The organism is Vibrio sp. B1-2, assembly GCF_963888445.1.
GTDB classification, from domain to species: Bacteria; Pseudomonadota; Gammaproteobacteria; order Enterobacterales; family Vibrionaceae; genus Vibrio; species Vibrio anguillarum.
The window spans coordinates 69855-87493 of record NZ_CAWPJH010000022.1; the positions used below are offsets into that span (position 1 = coordinate 69855).

Consider the following 17639-nt stretch of genomic DNA (forward strand, 5'->3'; position numbering starts at 1 on the left):
GATTTGATCATGTTTTACAAAGCGTGTTATTTCAACTCATCAGCCATTGCTTTGATCAATTCATTTGAAGGATCACCTGAAAGTTCCCATGTGAAAATTCCCCCTAGCTTCGCTGATTTTGCCCATTTGGCTTTGGCGCGCACTGAACGTTCATCTTCATACGAGATAAATACTTTCTTTTCTGCATTCCATAAATATGGTGCTTGCGATTCTTGATCGTAACCATATTGATAACCTTGTGCCGCGCGATAATTTTTCATCAAATCCCAGAACATGAAATAGCCATTTTCACCTGTCCCAAACGGCGCTCCCTGCTCAGACACAAGATCAGCCGTAGGCAAACCACCCTCATAATCTTGAGTGCCTTGCCAACCACGTCCATAAAATGCCGCGCCGATAACCAATTTCTCGCTTGGTATACCCAATTCGATCATTTGATTGATAAACACATCGGCTCCCATTCCCCACCAACTGCGATCCGTCGCATGTAAATTGGTTAAATGGCCCGTTTGCGTTCCCCAACCACCCAGAAAATCATAAGTCATCGCAAACATATTGGTTAAATAAGGGGATACGGCGGGCCAATCTATCTGAGCCGCTTTCGCTCCAACACCAACAGCAGTAGAAAGTTCATAGTGGCGAGCCGTCTTTTTACTCAACGCATCCAAATCAGCACGTAATGTTTTCATCAGCTCGGTATAGGCTTGTTTTTCTACTTCTTTTTGTTCGTCGGTCAATTTCGTATCAGGATTCCAAGGCGAAGTAGTTAAACCGCCACCACCCGGATATTCCCAATCGATATCGATGCCGTCAAAGAAGGCGTACTGCTCTATAAGTTCAACCGCTGTTTTGGAAAAATGCTTGATCGTAGCAGGATCTTTTATCATTGCGTGGAACGGTTCAGACATTGTCCAGCCGCCAAATGAAGGCAGAATCTTAAGCGTCGGATAGTCTTTCTTCATTTGCGCAAGTTGAGCGAAGTGACCTTTGTAAGGAACTGGTACATCGACTGCACCAAACTCTTTTTCTAGTGCGGATTTAGTATCAACAACAATCGCACTAAATGGTGCTTTTCCTTCACATTGCTTAGCGATTTGCTTTTGTACGGTTTCACTGGCTCCAGAATGGGGGCCACACATACTCAAAAAGGCGTAAATAACATGAGTCAAGTTCTCTGCTGGAATATCTTTAACTGTGTAGGGGTTTTGCTCATTTTCATATTGCCAATCAGCAAAGTAGCCCGCCACGACGGGTTTGGTTGTCTCTGCGGTGGCGTTAAATGACGCAACAACGAGAAGGGCGATCATCAACTTGTTCATAAGTTTCTCCTTGGGTTTGCGTCAATACAGCAGAGAAATATATTTTAAGTTTAAAAATAATCAGCCAATGCGAGCCAAACTCAGATCTTAAAATCACGTTACAGTTATTGCAGATTAATTTATGAGCCTAAATTCACTAACCTGAATCCACTAACCTGAATCCACTAACCAATGACGGTTTGTATCTGCTCATCTAAATTCAATACCGTTAACGCGTTGCTTACGCTGGTGGCAATCACATCAATTGCACCGGTGCGTAGCGCCCCAAGCAGCGCTAAAGGTTTGCTGTTTTCAGCCGCGATAGCGATCACCTCAGCAATCGGTCGAAATTCGTCAATCCCTAACCCAATCACACGATCGCTCATCACCGTATTGGCAGCTTTACCGTGGATATCAAAAAAATCATAACCAGCGAAATCCCCCACTACACCTTGCTGTAAACGCGACTGCACCACTTCATCGGCGGTAAACCAACCGAGGTCGACCATGTAGCTGTTTTCACTCATATCCCCAATACCCACTAACGCAATGTCTGCCTTACGTGCTAAATCTAAGGTTTGTTTGACGGTTGCATTTTGCATAAACGCCAATTTTTGTTCGCGATTTTCAGCATAGGCAGGCGCATAAAGCGTTTCAGAGCTTCCACCGTATTTTTTGGCCAGTTGCCGACAGATATGATCCGCATTAAACATCCCACCTCTTGGGTGAATGCCACCAATACTACAGACAAACTTACACTCTCGCGGTGTGATCACGCCAATATGATGCGCAACGGCCGATACATTTCGGCCTTGACCAACGGTCACAACCATGCCGTTTTTTAGCGTACTGGTCAGGTAATTGGAAACCAACCCCGCCACTTGTTGGCGCTGCAACTCTTCGCTAGGTTGGTCAAGTGCAACCAGCGCACGTTTTACGCCAAAGCGTTCAATCAGTCGCTGCTCAATTTTGGCACTAAAAACAGGGTGATATTTCACCGTAATTTCGACAATCCCTTCATCGCGTGCCTGTTTAAGCATTCGTCCTACTTTGGCTCGTGAAAGAGAAAACTTTTTCGAAATCTCTTCTTGAGTTGCACCATCTTGGTAATAAGCCACTGAAATTTCAGTTAATAAGTCAGTATTTTCGATAGAAATGTCTTGATTGGGAGTGGTCATACGGGATCTCATGGTCAATATTGTGCGCAGAATAACGACAATTGAGCATTTGTTCATTGACCTAGCATAGGTTAAGCCTCATTTACTTTGCAACATTTGCTCACGGAAATTACATTTTCTCACTCTAATCAATGCACAGTAACGTTCGCTTTCAACCCTTGATAAATCTAAGCAAACGTTTATTTATCAGCACTTAGATTAATTCACAAAAAAATAGTTGATTGATATCACTATAACCTCAGAACAGCGATTGACTTTCCCAGTGGATAAGATAAATATGGCTACATCATTTACTCAACGATCGAGCAAATGTTCAACACAAATGTTCGGTCGCTGGAAATAATTGAGTTAGCTTTTCTGGCATGTGTAAGACATGACTATGTGATTGCTAACCCGCTTGCAAATGCCCAGCAAACTCAAAATCTGGCTTGGCCCAAAGAAATAGGATGATCGATATGAGCAATAAATTAGAGCAACTTCGTAAAATGACGACTGTTGTTGCTGACACTGGTGAAATTGACGCAATCAAAAAATACCAACCAGAAGATGCGACCACTAACCCATCTCTCATTCTTAAAGCGGCTCAAATTGCAGAATACGCGCCACTGATTGATGCTTCTATCGCATACGCAAAAACACAGAGCTCAGACAAGGCTCAACAAGTTCAAGATACTTGTGACATGCTTGCTGTCAATATCGGTAAAGAGATCCTAAAAACGATTCCGGGCCGTATTTCTACCGAGGTCGATGCTCGCCTCTCTTATGATATGGAAGGTAGCGTGACAAAAGCGCGCCAACTGATCAAAATGTACAACGATGCTGGCATTACTAACGACCGTATTTTGATCAAGCTGGCTTCAACCTGGGAAGGTATTCGCGCAGCAGAGATCCTTGAAAAAGAAGGCATCAACTGTAACCTGACTTTACTATTCTCCTTTGCTCAAGCACGCGCGTGTGCAGAAGCAGGCGTGTTCCTGATTTCTCCATTCGTTGGCCGCATTATGGACTGGTACAAAGCCAAAGAAGGCCGTGATTTTGCACCGCAAGAAGATCCAGGTGTATTGTCAGTTACTGCTATCTACAACTACTACAAAGAACATGGCTACAAGACAGTAGTAATGGGCGCAAGCTTCCGTAACATCGGTGAAATTTTAGAGCTAGCAGGCTGTGATCGTTTGACTATTGCCCCTTCTTTACTGGCAGAACTCGAAGCAGCTGAAGGCGAAGTGGTTGAAAAATTGCTTGATTCTAAAGGCAGCAAAGAATGCCCTGCAGCAATGACGCATGCTGAATTCCTATGGGAACACAACCAAGACCCAATGGCAGTAGAAAAATTGGCGGAAGGCATCCGTAACTTTGCCATTGACCAAGGCAAACTTGAAGTCATGATTGCAGCCAAGCTGTAATCCACTCACGAATTAAAATTTGGGGAACGATTAACGTTCCCCTTTCCTTTCTAACTCTATTATTTATCGGTAATTATTATGGAACGTAAACAATTAGCCAATGCCATCCGTGCTCTTAGTATGGACGGTGTTCAACAAGCTAACTCTGGTCACCCCGGTGCACCGATGGGTATGGCCGATATCGCCGAAGTTCTTTGGCGTAGTCACTTAAACCATAACCCACAAAACCCACAATGGGCTGACCGCGACCGTTTTGTGCTGTCAAACGGCCACGGCTCAATGCTGATTTACTCTTTATTGCACCTGAGCGGTTACGCGCTGTCGATTGATGATTTGAAAAACTTCCGTCAATTGCACTCAAAAACACCGGGTCACCCAGAATACGGTTACGCACCGGGCATTGAAACCACCACGGGCCCACTAGGCCAAGGTATTACTAATGCGGTCGGCATGGCGATGGCTGAAAAAGCACTGGCGGCGCAGTTCAACAAACCGGGTCACGACATTGTTGACCACTTCACTTATGTATTCATGGGTGATGGCTGTTTGATGGAAGGCATCTCGCACGAGGCGTGTTCTCTGGCCGGCACACTGGGCCTTGGCAAACTGATTGCGTTTTGGGATGACAACGGCATCTCTATCGATGGTCATGTGGAAGGCTGGTTCTCTGATGACACGCCAAAACGTTTTGAAGCGTACGGCTGGCATGTTATTGCTGCGGTTGATGGCCATAACGCTGAAGCGATTAATGCTGCGATTGAGGCTGCAAAAGCAGACCCTCGTCCAACCTTGATTTGCACCAAAACCATCATCGGTTTTGGTTCGCCAAACAAAGCGGGCTCACACGACTGTCACGGTGCCCCTTTAGGCGCTGAAGAAATCAAAGCGGCGCGTGAATTCTTGGGTTGGCCGCATGCACCTTTCCACATCCCTGCCGACATTTACGCGCAGTGGGATGCCAAAGAAGCTGGCCAAGCAAAAGAAACCGCTTGGAACGCCAAGTTTGAAGCCTACGCCGCCGCTTACCCAGCCGAAGCCGCTGAGTTCAAACGCCGCGTAAATGGCGAGTTGCCAGCAGAATGGGAAGCGAAAGCGAGTCAAATTATTGCTGACCTTCAAGCTAACCCAGCCAATATTGCGTCACGCAAAGCGTCACAAAATGCGCTGGAAGCGTTTGGTAAAATGCTGCCAGAATTTATGGGCGGCTCGGCGGACTTGGCACCGTCTAACCTCACCATGTGGTCGGGCTCTCAATCGCTCACGGCGGAAGATTTCTCGGGTAACTACATTCACTATGGTGTGCGTGAATTCGGTATGACTGCCATCATGAATGGTATCGCGCTGCACGGTGGCTTCGTTCCTTACGGCGCAACCTTCCTGATGTTTATGGAATACGCCCGTAATGCAATGCGAATGGCCGCGCTGATGAAGATTCAGAACATCCAAGTCTACACCCATGACTCGATTGGCTTGGGTGAAGATGGCCCAACCCATCAACCGGTTGAGCAAGTGGCTTCACTGCGTTTGACACCAAACATGAGCACATGGCGTCCGTGTGATCAAGTGGAATCAGCCGTCGCATGGAAGTTGGCGATTGAGCGTAAAGATGGCCCATCAGCGCTGATTTTCTCTCGCCAAAACCTAGCGCAGCAACCACGTAGCGAAGCGCAAGTTGCGGATATCGCGAAAGGTGGTTACATCCTAAAAGAGTGCGCGGGTCAGCCTGAGCTTATCCTGATTGCCACTGGCTCTGAAGTTGAACTGGCGGTGAAAGCCGCAGAGCAACTTACAGCCGAAGGTAAGAAAGTGCGTGTAGTTTCGATGCCATCAACCGATGCGTTTGATAAACAAGACGCAGCCTACCGCGAAGCCGTACTACCAGCAGCCGTGACTAAGCGTATCGCTATTGAAGCGGGTATCGCGGATTTCTGGTACAAGTACGTTGGTTTTGGCGGCAAGATCATCGGTATGACTACCTTTGGTGAGTCAGCACCGGCGGATCAACTGTTTAAAATGTTCGGCTTTACAACTGAAAACGTGGTGAAACAAGCACAAGAGCTGCTTGCTTAAGCCTTCTTATTTTTAATGCAAAAGCCCAGCGAGTCATTCGCTGGGCTTTTTTGATCTTGTCGCGTGTGAAAAGAAATACATCACTTAAAAGGCACGCCACCAAAAGGCATAACTTAATTATTGGAAACAATAAATAACACTTCCACACGACGGTTACATGCTTTACCTGCATTGGTTTTATTCGTACAAGCCGGAACGTATTCACCATATCCACGGGTAAAAATAGAGTCCATCGCCACATTACTTTTCACTAAAGTGTTCTTTACCGCTTTCGCTCGACGTTCAGACAAACCATCATTAAAAGTGGGCGCTCCACTACTATCCGTATGGCCATCAATCACAATATCAATACCGGGTTCTGAGGCTAAATAACGTCCCATCATAGTAAGCCAGTCACCAGAGCCAGAGGAGACGGTGGACGAGCCCGTTTCAAATTTCACCGTATCTTTCAATTTAACCATAATGTGGTTACCCGGGAGAACCTCGTAATCAACGCCATTCTTCAATAAAAAACTTTGCAAAGAATCATAGCTACTCACGCGCTGCTGTCCCATCGGGCCTTGAACACCTGTTGAAGCAATCTTCGGCGCATAGCCCCATTCAGGGTAGAGCACGTCAAAATCACCTTTTGGCGCTGCATCCAATAGATTGTCGCTAAACATTCGATCTGCGGTGGCTAATGTTCCACACCCCGTTAACAACATCAATAACGGTAAGGCTAAATACTTCATTCAAGCATCACTCCATTCTCTTACTACCTAAACTGTATCGGCCAAGACTGTAAAACTTTATATATATTTGGTAGCAATTTCGTGGTTGTTTCTGTTTTCCTTGTCACGGTAAGCCGTTAGAATTCGAGTATTCTTTTTTAACTCAATACTCGTTATGAAAAAAAACACACGCTATTGGTTGGCTCTCATCACAACACTACTGATTCTAGCAGGCTGCGGTGACAACACTACGCCACAAAAAGGGAAACAATATGATGAGCTTCCCGTAAGTCTTGCAACATACCGCCTGCCAGCCGTCACGGAAGTGTTTTCGCTGACTTGCGGACACTGTCGTTCAATGGAAAAGGTCATCCCAGAGCTAGAGAAAATAACAGGCGAAACATTTGGTAAACTGCATGTCACCTTTAACGAAGGCGCACAGATTGGAGCCATGATTTACTATTCAGCCGTGATGCAACTGGGAGCAATTCCCGATCATGCCATGATGGAACAGCTATTTTCGGTCGTGCAAATGGACGAAGAAGTAACGTTAAGTGAGCGTAAAGAAGCGATTGATTTGGCCTTCAGCCAACGAGGGCTAATCAGCCCGTATTCGTTAGATGATGAGCAGCAAAAACAGTTATTCCAAGAGATTCAGCTCGCTGATGATATTTCAGTGAAAGGCCAAATCAATGCCGTTCCAACCTTTATTGTGAAAGGCAAATATTTAGTCATCACCTCCGGTCATAAAGATGTAGCAGATATCGCGAATACCATCTCATATTTATTGACTCACCCCTAATCCACAAGGCTTTAAAAATATGTCTAAATTTGTATTTCCAATTATTATTTTTTTACTGGCTGGCTTTTTCATCTATCGTACGTGGAATAACCACAAAATTGCCGATGAAAATTTTGCTAAAGGCCAAGCGTTTTTGGCTGAAAATACTCAGCAAGATGGCGTGATAACAACCGAAAGTGGCCTACAATATCTCGTACTCCAACAAGGTACTGGCACCATTCATCCGAAAGCCAACAGTCGTGTAAAAGTGCATTATCACGGTACTTTACTTGACGGTTCGGTGTTTGATAGCTCAGTTGAACGTAACGACCCGATTGTGTTTGGTTTGAAGCAGGTGATTCAAGGCTGGCAGGAAGGTCTACAACTGATGGTGGAAGGACAAAAAATGCGCCTGTTTATACCCAGTAATTTAGGTTATGGCAAAAGTGGCAGCGGCCCTATCCCACCTGCATCCGTACTGATTTTTGATGTGGAATTAATTGAAATCCAGTAAAGCGGTGTTGAGCCGCATTACGCGGCTCTATTCTTGAGAAGGGACTGGATAAAACACCAGTTTTCCTTCCTCTACCATCACACAATCCATTCCTCCAGCGTGAGCGGCTTGTTTACCTAAATGAGTATCTTCAAATACCACACAATGCTTAGGTTCGAGATCTAATAAAAAGGCTGCACGCAAAAATGTATCTGGATTCGGCTTATGGTTTTCAACATCAGACGCCGTTACTACAGCATCAAAGCGATTTAATAGCCCAGACTTTTTAAGTAATGCGAGTGTACTTTGCCTTTGGCTTCCAGTCCCAACCGCAAGCTTCTTTTTACCATAAAACTGCTCAACAACTTCATGAGTACAAGAAATTACCTCGCCACTATTTTCGATAGAAGAAAATGCCGCCATTTTAAATTGAGCGACCAGCTCTGGCACCAATTTGAGATCGTGCAGCTTATTGATTTGTGAAACGATTTTAGCGCTAGGCATGCCACCTAAACTGTGCAACCACTGTTCTGAGAATGGGAAACGAAAATGTTGCGCTGTTTTTGACCAAGCCTCTAAATGCGCTGGCATGGTGTCAAGCAACGTACCATCCATATCAAAAATAAGTCCTTGGTAATTTTCTAATTCAATCATGTTTACAGAGCGCCTCTAACAAATTCTATGGGAATCAACAAAATAAAAGTTCCACTATTGTGTCACGATAATGCATGTAATTTATATTTTTGCGTTCATTGATATACGCTTCATTTAATCCTAACATTCTAATTAAACATACTAATAATTACATTTTCATCAATTATTGTCATTTTACTTAGGTGTATAATCTCATGAGTATCAAACAAAAATTATATTCACTGGGTGCTATTGCGGTTATCGGGGTTCTGGTAATGTTAGCCACTACCACACATTTTTCCCAAACCGCCGAAACGCTCAATCAAGCCATTAACTTAGTCGATAAACTTGAAATTAGACTGCTCAATTTGCGGCGCAATGAGAAAGATTTTCTTCTGCGAAGCGACGTGAAATACCTTGAAACCTTTAAAAAAAACAGCACTCTTTTTTTAGATCTGGAACAGCAACTTTCCCTCATCCTGTTAGATCGAGATCTCCCCTCTAGTAGCCAACTCCGACAAGATCTTTTGGCTTATAAACAAGGTTTTGAAAAATTGGTGCAGGCTTATAGCCTATACGGATTAAATGAAAAATCCGGCCTTTTAGCCACTTATTTACAAGCATTGGAAACCATAAAACCTAATGCTGATGATGCATTACTTTTAGAGCTAATGGCGTTTGATCAAAGCGTGCAGGTTGGAGAGCTGCAAAACAGCACAGTGACCAACCGTTTTCCGGCATTAGCACAGGCCGCCCAACAGCTTGTCGATCAGAAAAAAGTGATTGGTTTGAAATATAATCAAGGGCTACTTGGTGAAGTACGTAACCTTTCTCATAATGTTGAACAACAGTTTGTCACCTTTTCTGAAGTGTTAAATAAAGAGATTACAAGTATTGAGCAAGAACTTAACTATGTGAAGCAAGGGCTCAGTGCGTTAGTGATCGTGCTAATCCTTGGATTTATTCTCCAAATAGCGCGCTCCATTAACGTGCAAGTGAGTAAGTTGTTATCAGTGATGCAAATGATTTCAAACAGCAACAACATCAGTTTGCGTGTTGAGCTGACTGGCCGCAACGAGTTGGTATCGATCGCAACTTATTTTAATACCTTACTCGATAAGTTCGAAACTCTTATCGCTGGCTCTCAAACAAAGTCTCACCAGCTATCGAACAGTACATCAAGTATGCATAACGAATTAGAAGATGTGATTGAACAGTTTCACGTTCAGGCTGACCACACCACGACAATGGCAACGGCCGTTCAAGAAATGGTGTCCACCATCAGCGAAATTTCAGAAAGTACTAGTGTAGCAGTAGAAGGTGTACACAAAGCCGCGCACAATGCTCAGCAAGGGCGTTTAGTGGTGGAATCAACGGTAAAAAATGTCGATGAACTCTCACGAACATTGGAAAAAAGTCAAATCTCCATCGCCTCATTGAACAAGCATGTCGAACAAATTGGCGGTGCTGTTAACATCATTCAAGGTATCGCAGAGCAGACCAATTTACTGGCATTAAATGCCGCGATTGAAGCCGCTCGCGCCGGAGAACAAGGAAGAGGCTTTGCTGTGGTCGCCGATGAAGTCCGCGCACTTGCCAGCCGCACGCATCAGTCAACGGAAGAGATCACCAATGTCGTTTCTGCAATTCAAAGCCAAATGAGCACCGTTGTCACTGATATTGCACAATGCAACACTCAAGGCCATGCGACGCTAACGGCTTCAGGAGAACTGGATAATAGTTTACGTCAGATTCTCTCTGACATGGAAATGATACAAAGTAACTCTGAGCGAATAGCCTCTGCAATTGAAGAACAAGGCATTGTGATGAACCAAGTCAGTGAATCGATCACCGAACTTAACTCTATCTCTGATAATAATATGCACTCAGCTAAACAGTGTTTGATTGAAGTCGATATCGTTTCCAAACAAGCAAACGACATGGACAACGCGGTCGCCGAATTCCAGACTCAGAAATCCGTCAGTTAGCCAATGTATAGAGATAAAATATAGCGAGAGTTAGTGAAAAGGGTCTAGAGTTAGACCCTTTTATTCATGTTTGCTTAAAGCATAACAAGATGTGGATTACTTTTGTATTCCTTCAACATAGAGTTCCATATCGACGTAGCTTGAAGCGCCCATTACTGCAATATTGAAATCCGCGAGTTCGATACGTGTTGTCCCCGAAAAACCAGCGCGTTGGCCACCCCATGGGTCTTTACCTGCACCAATAAATTCTGCATCAATAGTAATGGGTTTGGTTTGACCATGCAGAGTAAGATCACCGAGCACTTCTAGTTTACCATTCCCTTTATCAACCACTTGAGTACTGGTAAACGTGGCTTGTGAATATTTTGATGCATCAATGAAATCAGCACTACGAATATGTTTATCACGTTCAGCATGGTTACTGTCCAAGCTGCGAGTATCCACATTAACTTTCACTTTTGAGCTTGCAAGGTCGTTAGGATCGTAGGAAAACTCACCATCAAACTTGTTAAAGCGGCCCTTGGTAAAGCTATAACCAAGATGGCTGACTTTAAAGTTAATTGAAGCATGCGCACCTTTGGTATCTATAACATAGTCAGCAGCGTTTGCACCTAGCGGCATGAGTGTTGCGAAAGCCAATCCAGTAGCAAGTAACGTTTTCTTCATTTAGAAGCTCCTATCATTTTTCGTAGCGTATCGTCTTTATCAATAAAATGGTGCTTGAGTGCGGCAACAGCGTGCACGCCTGCTAAAATAATCAGCGTCCAAGCTGCGTAAAAGTGAACCGTACCAGAGAGATCGGCTTGTCCTTCAAACAACAAGCCCATACTTGGTACAGTAAACCAATTGAAAACATCAATCCCTCGGCCATCTTCTGTTGAGATCAAATAGCCTGATACAAACAGCGTCATCAATAATAAATACATTAATCCGTGCGCCGCTTTAGCCGCAATGCGCTCATAGTGGCCGCCACCAATGGCAGGAGAGACACTCACCAACTTCCATAGTATGCGGAACAGGGTGACCGCGAGCAGCAACAAACCGACAGATTTATGCCAATGTGGCGCGGTGTTATACCATTGACTGTAATAGGTTAACTCAACCATCCAGATCCCAGCACCAAACATACCGATGATAACGAGTGCGGATAACCAATGGATAAGACGCGTGACTAAGTTGTAATTTTTAACTTCAGTTGTCATAAATTTTCTAAACCAGCAAGTGAAACAGCAACAAAGTGAATTGAATCTATATTCTAGCCTAAATTATTAACACAGTATTTACCATACTTTACATTGTGGACATACTTTAGTACTGATTGAGTTATTCGAAAAAACTGAAGGAACTTATTGTGGATATAGATAACCACGACTTAGGCTCAAACAACTTGAAACAACGGTAGCTTCAAATCATAAGGGTTTAACACCTGTAGAATGCTCGTATTAGAAGAATAGTGTGAAAGATCAAGAACTCGCCATTTGCTGCTCGTGCTTGTTGATAACTGTGGTAATCTTGCTTGGCTTTATTAAAGGAGAACAACGAGTTGCTACTGGACATACTCACGCAAAGCGTCAACGAATTTCAAGCTGACTGTCTAAAACTTTGTGAAAAGCACTACCCCACCATACACAACCAAGGAATGAGTGAACATCACTTAGGACTAGCTTTTGCTCGCAGGTTGGCTCGTACACTCAGTGAATTTGGGCACCCATGCCACTATTCTGTTATTGAATCAATCCCTCAGCGAGACATGCCACACCACTACCGAGTGAGTAGTGATGCAGGAACAGTATGGATCCTGACTCACCATATGGTCAGTGCTGGTAAAACCTGTCGAGAAAAGTTGATGCAAGACATTGCGCAGTGGAAATATGAGTACGCTTACGCGATTCAACCGAATGATTTACTGTTATTACTGACCGATCACTGGATCAGTCGTAGCCAAAAAAGTCGCGAGTTACTTCATTGGTGGACAGGGCAATTACCCGATGAAATAGATCAATACCTCGCACAAGGTATCACGCTGTATGAAAGTGACTCATTGCTAACTCAATCTTTAGAGAACCGTTTTCAAATTAGCCCTTGTTATATTAAATTTAGCCATCCTTTAAAACGCTCTAAAAACCAGCAACTAGTCCGAAAATACGTTCAATTATATGCCGTATTACAATGGGCGTAACGTAAACAAACCGCCCTCATTTTCTTCCAAATTCTAGATTTTATATTACCCTCTTCATTGGGCTGTCTTCTGATTTAGCACACTCTCAATCAATTGAGCCTGCCGCATCACATTCACTAAATAATTCAATATTTGTGACGCTGTTTTGACAACCCACAAATTTTCATCTTAGCCAAAGGTACAATTGACAAAGGTCAAGGTGAGTCAATAATATGGCATGGCATATTGGCGCTCGGATGCTTCAAGCAAAAATTAATGATTAGGATGTCGAAAATTGTATGCTTTTAACTAACAAAACTCAGTTTTCAAAATGCATGTCTCTGGATTCCGATGGCCAGTTTATTGCTCATTACCAACATCTTGTGCTGCGAAGCGTTTTCCAGCCGATATTCTCGCGGGATAACCGTATTGTGGGCGTTGAAGCCCTAGTGAGAATAACCGCCAATGGCAGCACGACCATTCGCCCCGATTGTTTTTTCCATTCCGACACTATTAATCCCATCGACAAACTTAACGTAGAAAGACTCAGCCGAGTTATCCACATCCGAAACTATGCCCTTTCCGAATATCGTCAATGCCAATTATTTCTAAACTTACTGCCTGTCGCAGGTGAATTGTTTGCCATCAGCGACATCAACAAAGCATTGCTATGCGATCGCCTCAAAGAACTGCATATAGAACATAATCAACTGGTCATGGAATTGATTGAAATCGATTCAGAAAATGAAAGCAAGCTGCAATGCGCAACGCAAAGTCTGGCTGCAAATGGTTTTAAAATTGCCATTGATGATTTTGGTACTCAAGCCTCAACACCACAACGGGTTCATTTGGTGACGCCTGATATCATCAAATTTGATCGAAGCTTATTACTCAAATATATGCAAGGTGATTGTGACCCACTTATGGATGGCATTACCCTTGCGAAACAGAATGGTTCCAATACCGTTGTAGAAGGCATCGAAACCCAAGCGCAACTCGAAGCAATGCAAAAACTCGATATTGATATGTTTCAAGGCTATTTTTTAGCCATGCCGGAAGCGATAGTACCAGCCATTAAGATGGCCATTTAATAACGATATTCTTTACATGCGCGTAGCGCCCCAACTTTACCGCTACTTTCAATATTCACTCACTGTTTTCCTAGCGACAACATCACGTTATTTAACTGTATGACATAGCGTGATGTTTAATAAGAAAAGGAAATAAGCTCTTGGGTATAAGGGTGCTGAGGATTGAGAAACAGCTGTTGCGTTTCCCCTTGCTCAACGACTTCACCCTGTTTCATCACCATAGTGTAGTGGCATAATGATTTCACCACATGTAAATCATGGCTAATGAACAAGTACGTTAATCCATATTTTTGTTGCAGCGATTTAAGCAAATCCAACACTTGCGCTTGAATCGTACGATCTAAAGAAGAAGTTGGTTCATCAAGTAAAATGAACTCAGGTTTAAGCACCAATGCCCGAGCAATCGCGATACGTTGTCGTTGCCCACCTGAAAACTCATTGGGATAACGGTAGCGAGTGGCTGGGTCGAGTTCAACTTCTCGCATCACATCACAAATCATTCGTTCAACAGTTTGTCTATCATAACGGCTATGAACCTCTAACCCTTCACCAATAATCTGCGCCACCGACATTCTCGGATTCAGTGCTGAAAATGGATCTTGAAAAACGACTTGCATCTTGCTGCGATAAGGTAACATAGCTTTCCTATCTAACCCTTGCAGCTCATTATTGTCGTAACAAATCGAGCCTTCCGAATGGACTAATTTTAGTATCGCCATGCCAGTGGTCGATTTACCCGAACCGCTCTCGCCAACAATTCCTAATGAATGTCCTCTTTTAAGCTTAAACTGCATGTCGGTGACAGCTTTAATATGCGAGACCGTGCGCTTGAATAAGCCGCCAGTGATGGGAAACCATACTTTGAGATGCTGAAGCTGCACTAGAATTGGGTTGTCAGGGTTTACGTCAACGGGCAAACCTCGAGGATCGGATTCAATCAATTTTTTGGTATAAGAGTGAGAGGGTGATGAGAACAGCGTTTTGGCATCATTCACCTCGATCACTTGCCCATTTTGCATTACGGCAACGCGATCAGCGATACGCTTAACAATACTGAGATCATGAGTAATGAACAACATGGCCATACCCAGTTCTTGTTGCAGGTTTTTAAGTAGATCTAATATTTGCGCCTGCACAGAAACATCAAGCGCAGTGGTTGGCTCATCAGCAATCAGTAATTCAGGCTCATTGATCAAAGCCATCGCAATCATGACTCGCTGGCGTTCTCCCCCAGAAAGTTCATGTGGATAAGCATTGATCTTAATTTCTGGCGATCGAATACCCACTTTTTCTAACCATGCAATGGCCAACTGACGTGCTTTGCTGCCTCTTAGTCCTCGATGAATCTCAACAACTTCGATCAACTGTTTACCAACTTTGTGCAGAGGGTTGAGTGAGACCATTGGCTCTTGGAAAATCATACCAATCCGCCCGCCTCGTATACCTCTTAATTGCCTCTCGCTACAGTTCAACGTGTTGATACCATCAAAAAAGATCTCCCCTTGCAAATAGTGGGCAGCACTTTTCGGTAACAACTTCAAAATGGCATTCGCCGTCACTGATTTACCAGAACCACTTTCCCCCACCAGCGCTAAAGTTTCCCCTGCAGAGAGAGAAAGTGACACCGCTTTAATCACAGGTTCAAGATTGTCTTTTTGACCAAACCCGACCGAAAGATTTTGGATAGAGAGTACGATTTTACTCATCATCTTCTCCCTGTCGAATGCGGGTCAAAGGCATCGCGTACCGCTTCGCCGATAAAGACCAATAATGTCAGCATTAACGAGAGCACCACAAATGCTGAAATACCTAACCATGGAGCTTGTAAATTGGCTTTCCCTTGCGCCAATAATTCGCCCAAAGAGGGCGAGCCGACTGGCAAGCCAAAACCGAGAAAATCTAAGGATGTTAAAGTCGTAACTGAGCCTGAAAGAATAAAAGGCATCATGGTTAAAGAAGCCACCATCGCGTTAGGTAGCATGTGGCGAAGCATAATGCGGCGATCACTCACACCCATCGCTTGCGCAGCCCGCACATAATCAAAATTACGACAGCGTAAAAACTCCGCTCTCACCACGCCCACTAAACTCATCCAACTAAAAAGAACCATAATACCGAGCAACCACCAAAAATTCGGTTCGACGAAACTCGATAAAATGATCAGCAGAAAAAGCGTTGGCATCCCTGACCAAACTTCAATAAAACGTTGCCCAAGTAAATCAAGCCAACCGCCATAATAACCTTGAGTGGCACCAACGATAACGCCTATTACTGACGAGACGAGTGTTAATACAAAGCCAAACAAAACCGAAATGCGAAACCCGTAAATAATACGAGCCAACACATCGCGCCCTTTATCATCAGTACCAAGCCAGTTCATTGAATCTGGCGCTGACGGCACTGCACTATTGATATTAAAGTTGATGGTGTCGTAACTAAATGGGATCAATGGCCAAACAATAAAGCCTTTTTTTTCAATCAGATCGATGACGTAAGGATCGGTATAATCCGCTTCGGTTTCAAACTCACCACCAAAACGAGTTTCTGCATATTGTTGAAAGGTCGGGAAAAACCACTGCTGATCGTACTCAACCAAAAGGGGTTTATCATTTGCAATCAGCTCAGCAAATAGGCTCACCACAAATAAAAGCGTAAACAACCATAGTGAATAAAAACCGCGCCGATTGGACTTAAAACCGTGCCAGCGCAATACGTTTAATGGGTTGGACAGCCTTTTTTTTACCATCATGAACGAGCCTCAAAGTCGATTCGAGGATCAACCCAAATATAGGTCAAATCGGAAATGATGCTGAGGACTAATCCAAGTAACGTCATGATGTATAAAGAACTAAACACTACAGGATAATCCCGTTGAATGGTCGATTCAAAACCAAGTAGCCCTATACCTTCCAGTGAAAACATCACTTCAATCAGCATCGAACCGGTGAAAAATATGCTGATAAAAGCACTCGGAAAACCGGCAATAATAATCAGCATCGCATTACGAAAAACGTGCTGATAAAGAATACGTCCTTCATCCAGTCCTTTTGCTCGAGCCGTCACCACATACTGTTTGTTGATCTCATCAAGAAATGAGTTTTTCGTTAGCATACTCAAAGTGGCAAACCCACCGATCACCATTGCAAAGATGGGCAAAGCCAAATGCCAAAAATAGTCGCCAATTTGTTGATACCAAGTCAGATCAGCAAAATTATTTGATACTAAACCACGCAGTGGGAACCAACTGAAATAATTTCCACTGGCAAAAATAATGATCAAAATGATCGCAAATAAGAAGCCAGGAATGGCGTAACCGATGATAACCACTGCGCTTGACCATACATCAAACCTTGAACCGTGGTGAATGGCTTTTAAAATTCCGAGAGGAATGGAGATAAGGTAGATGATCAGCGTACTCCACAGCCCTAAAGAGATCGAAACGGGCAAACGCTCAGTGATCAAATCAATAACATTGCCCCCTTTGAATAAGCTGTCACCAAAATTAAAGGTTGCGTAATTTTTTAGCATTTCAAAATAACGGACATGAAGTGGCTTATCGAAACCAAACTGTTTTTTTATCGCTTCGACTACCTCGGGGTCTAAACCTCGAGAACCTTTATATCCTCCAGTGTTAGCCGACAGCGACATATCCACCTCTTGGCCGCCTCCAGTAAATCGCTCCATAATTCCGTCACCATGTCCTTCCATTTGTGCAATCGCTTGCTCAACTGGGCCTCCGGGGGCAATTTGGATGATAAAAAAATTAATGGTAATAATCGCCCACAGCGTGGGCACAACGAGCAGCAATCGGCGGAAAATATAAGCAGTCATTG

Annotated in this window: 16 protein-coding genes; 7 read left to right on the plus strand and 9 right to left on the minus strand. The window is 43.8% G+C overall.

The genetic code is table 11. The features are described 5' to 3' along the window. Positions 1-26 precede the first annotated feature (26 nt). Both AACQ75_RS08635 and AACQ75_RS08640 read right to left on the minus strand, forming a co-directional pair. On the minus strand, positions 27-1307 hold the full coding sequence (locus AACQ75_RS08635; protein WP_445285783.1) for a glycoside hydrolase family 18 protein: 1281 nt from the start codon (positions 1305-1307) through the stop codon (positions 27-29). Positions 1308-1483: 176 nt separating this feature from the next. Next, positions 1484-2476 carry a sugar-binding transcriptional regulator gene (locus AACQ75_RS08640; RefSeq protein WP_013867843.1) on the minus strand — a complete coding sequence of 331 codons (993 nt, stop codon included), beginning with the start codon at positions 2474-2476 and terminating at the stop codon, positions 1484-1486. Between the two features lie 455 nt (positions 2477-2931). Between AACQ75_RS08640 and tal the strand changes: the two genes are divergently transcribed. Both tal and tkt read left to right on the plus strand, forming a co-directional pair. Then, the gene (tal, locus tag AACQ75_RS08645) at positions 2932-3882 is read left to right on the plus strand and encodes a transaldolase (protein ID WP_170888486.1); all 951 of its coding nucleotides are present in this window, start codon (positions 2932-2934) and stop codon (positions 3880-3882) included. A 75-nt stretch (positions 3883-3957) separates the two neighbouring features. Continuing rightward, on the plus strand, positions 3958-5952 hold the full coding sequence (gene tkt / locus AACQ75_RS08650; RefSeq protein WP_170888564.1) for a transketolase: 1995 nt from the start codon (positions 3958-3960) through the stop codon (positions 5950-5952). 113 nt (positions 5953-6065) lie between these two features. On the opposite strand, the gene AACQ75_RS08655 is transcribed toward tkt, so the two are convergent. Then, positions 6066-6683, minus strand: a complete 618-nt coding sequence (locus tag AACQ75_RS08655) for an OmpA family protein (RefSeq protein WP_013867846.1) — start codon at positions 6681-6683, stop codon at positions 6066-6068. 154 nt (positions 6684-6837) lie between these two features. Here AACQ75_RS08655 and AACQ75_RS08660 point away from each other — a divergent pair, with 154 nt between their 5' ends. Together AACQ75_RS08660 and AACQ75_RS08665 are read left to right on the plus strand one after the other, a co-directional pair. Next, positions 6838-7464, plus strand: coding sequence for a thiol:disulfide interchange protein DsbA/DsbL (locus AACQ75_RS08660; RefSeq protein WP_105976952.1), 627 nt, complete (start codon positions 6838-6840; stop codon positions 7462-7464). A 19-nt stretch (positions 7465-7483) separates the two neighbouring features. Then, complete coding sequence (locus AACQ75_RS08665; protein ID WP_064626184.1) at positions 7484-7957, plus strand: FKBP-type peptidyl-prolyl cis-trans isomerase; 474 nt, start codon at positions 7484-7486, stop codon at positions 7955-7957. 27 nt (positions 7958-7984) lie between these two features. Here AACQ75_RS08665 and AACQ75_RS08670 read toward each other — a convergent pair whose 3' ends face one another. Continuing rightward, a complete protein-coding gene (locus tag AACQ75_RS08670) occupies positions 7985-8590 on the minus strand; it encodes a beta-phosphoglucomutase family hydrolase (RefSeq protein WP_096037098.1) in 606 nt (201 codons plus the stop codon). 194 nt (positions 8591-8784) lie between these two features. On the opposite strand from AACQ75_RS08670, the gene AACQ75_RS08675 reads away from it, so the two are divergent. Continuing rightward, positions 8785-10557, plus strand: a complete 1773-nt coding sequence (locus AACQ75_RS08675; RefSeq protein ID WP_170888487.1) for a methyl-accepting chemotaxis protein — start codon at positions 8785-8787, stop codon at positions 10555-10557. Positions 10558-10653: 96 nt separating this feature from the next. On the opposite strand, the gene AACQ75_RS08680 is transcribed toward AACQ75_RS08675, so the two are convergent. Together AACQ75_RS08680 and AACQ75_RS08685 are read right to left on the minus strand one after the other, a co-directional pair. After that, entirely contained in the window at positions 10654-11223 is a 570-nt protein-coding gene (locus tag AACQ75_RS08680) for a YceI family protein (protein ID WP_013867851.1), read from the minus strand. Further along, positions 11220-11759: a cytochrome b gene (locus AACQ75_RS08685; RefSeq protein WP_017047204.1), complete on the minus strand. Its 540-nt coding sequence runs from the start codon at positions 11757-11759 to the stop codon at positions 11220-11222. The genes AACQ75_RS08680 and AACQ75_RS08685 overlap by 4 nt, the downstream gene beginning before the upstream one ends. A 341-nt stretch (positions 11760-12100) precedes the next feature. On the opposite strand from AACQ75_RS08685, the gene AACQ75_RS08690 reads away from it, so the two are divergent. Further along, the gene (locus tag AACQ75_RS08690; RefSeq protein ID WP_026027861.1) at positions 12101-12736 is read left to right on the plus strand and encodes a hypothetical protein; all 636 of its coding nucleotides are present in this window, start codon (positions 12101-12103) and stop codon (positions 12734-12736) included. A 278-nt stretch (positions 12737-13014) separates the two neighbouring features. Next, entirely contained in the window at positions 13015-13806 is a 792-nt protein-coding gene (locus AACQ75_RS08695) for an EAL domain-containing protein (RefSeq protein ID WP_094163402.1), read from the plus strand. Between the two features lie 116 nt (positions 13807-13922). Here AACQ75_RS08695 and AACQ75_RS08700 read toward each other — a convergent pair whose 3' ends face one another. From AACQ75_RS08700 to AACQ75_RS08710, 3 genes are read right to left on the minus strand one after another with little or no spacing between them, the layout of a single operon-like run. Continuing rightward, positions 13923-15515, minus strand: a complete 1593-nt coding sequence (locus AACQ75_RS08700) for an ABC transporter ATP-binding protein (RefSeq protein WP_088733397.1) — start codon at positions 15513-15515, stop codon at positions 13923-13925. Further along, entirely contained in the window at positions 15512-16555 is a 1044-nt protein-coding gene (locus tag AACQ75_RS08705) for an ABC transporter permease (protein ID WP_170888488.1), read from the minus strand. The genes AACQ75_RS08700 and AACQ75_RS08705 overlap by 4 nt, the downstream gene beginning before the upstream one ends. Beyond that, positions 16552-17637, minus strand: a complete 1086-nt coding sequence (locus tag AACQ75_RS08710; protein WP_013867858.1) for a microcin C ABC transporter permease YejB — start codon at positions 17635-17637, stop codon at positions 16552-16554. The genes AACQ75_RS08705 and AACQ75_RS08710 overlap by 4 nt, the downstream gene beginning before the upstream one ends. Positions 17638-17639 lie beyond the last annotated feature (2 nt).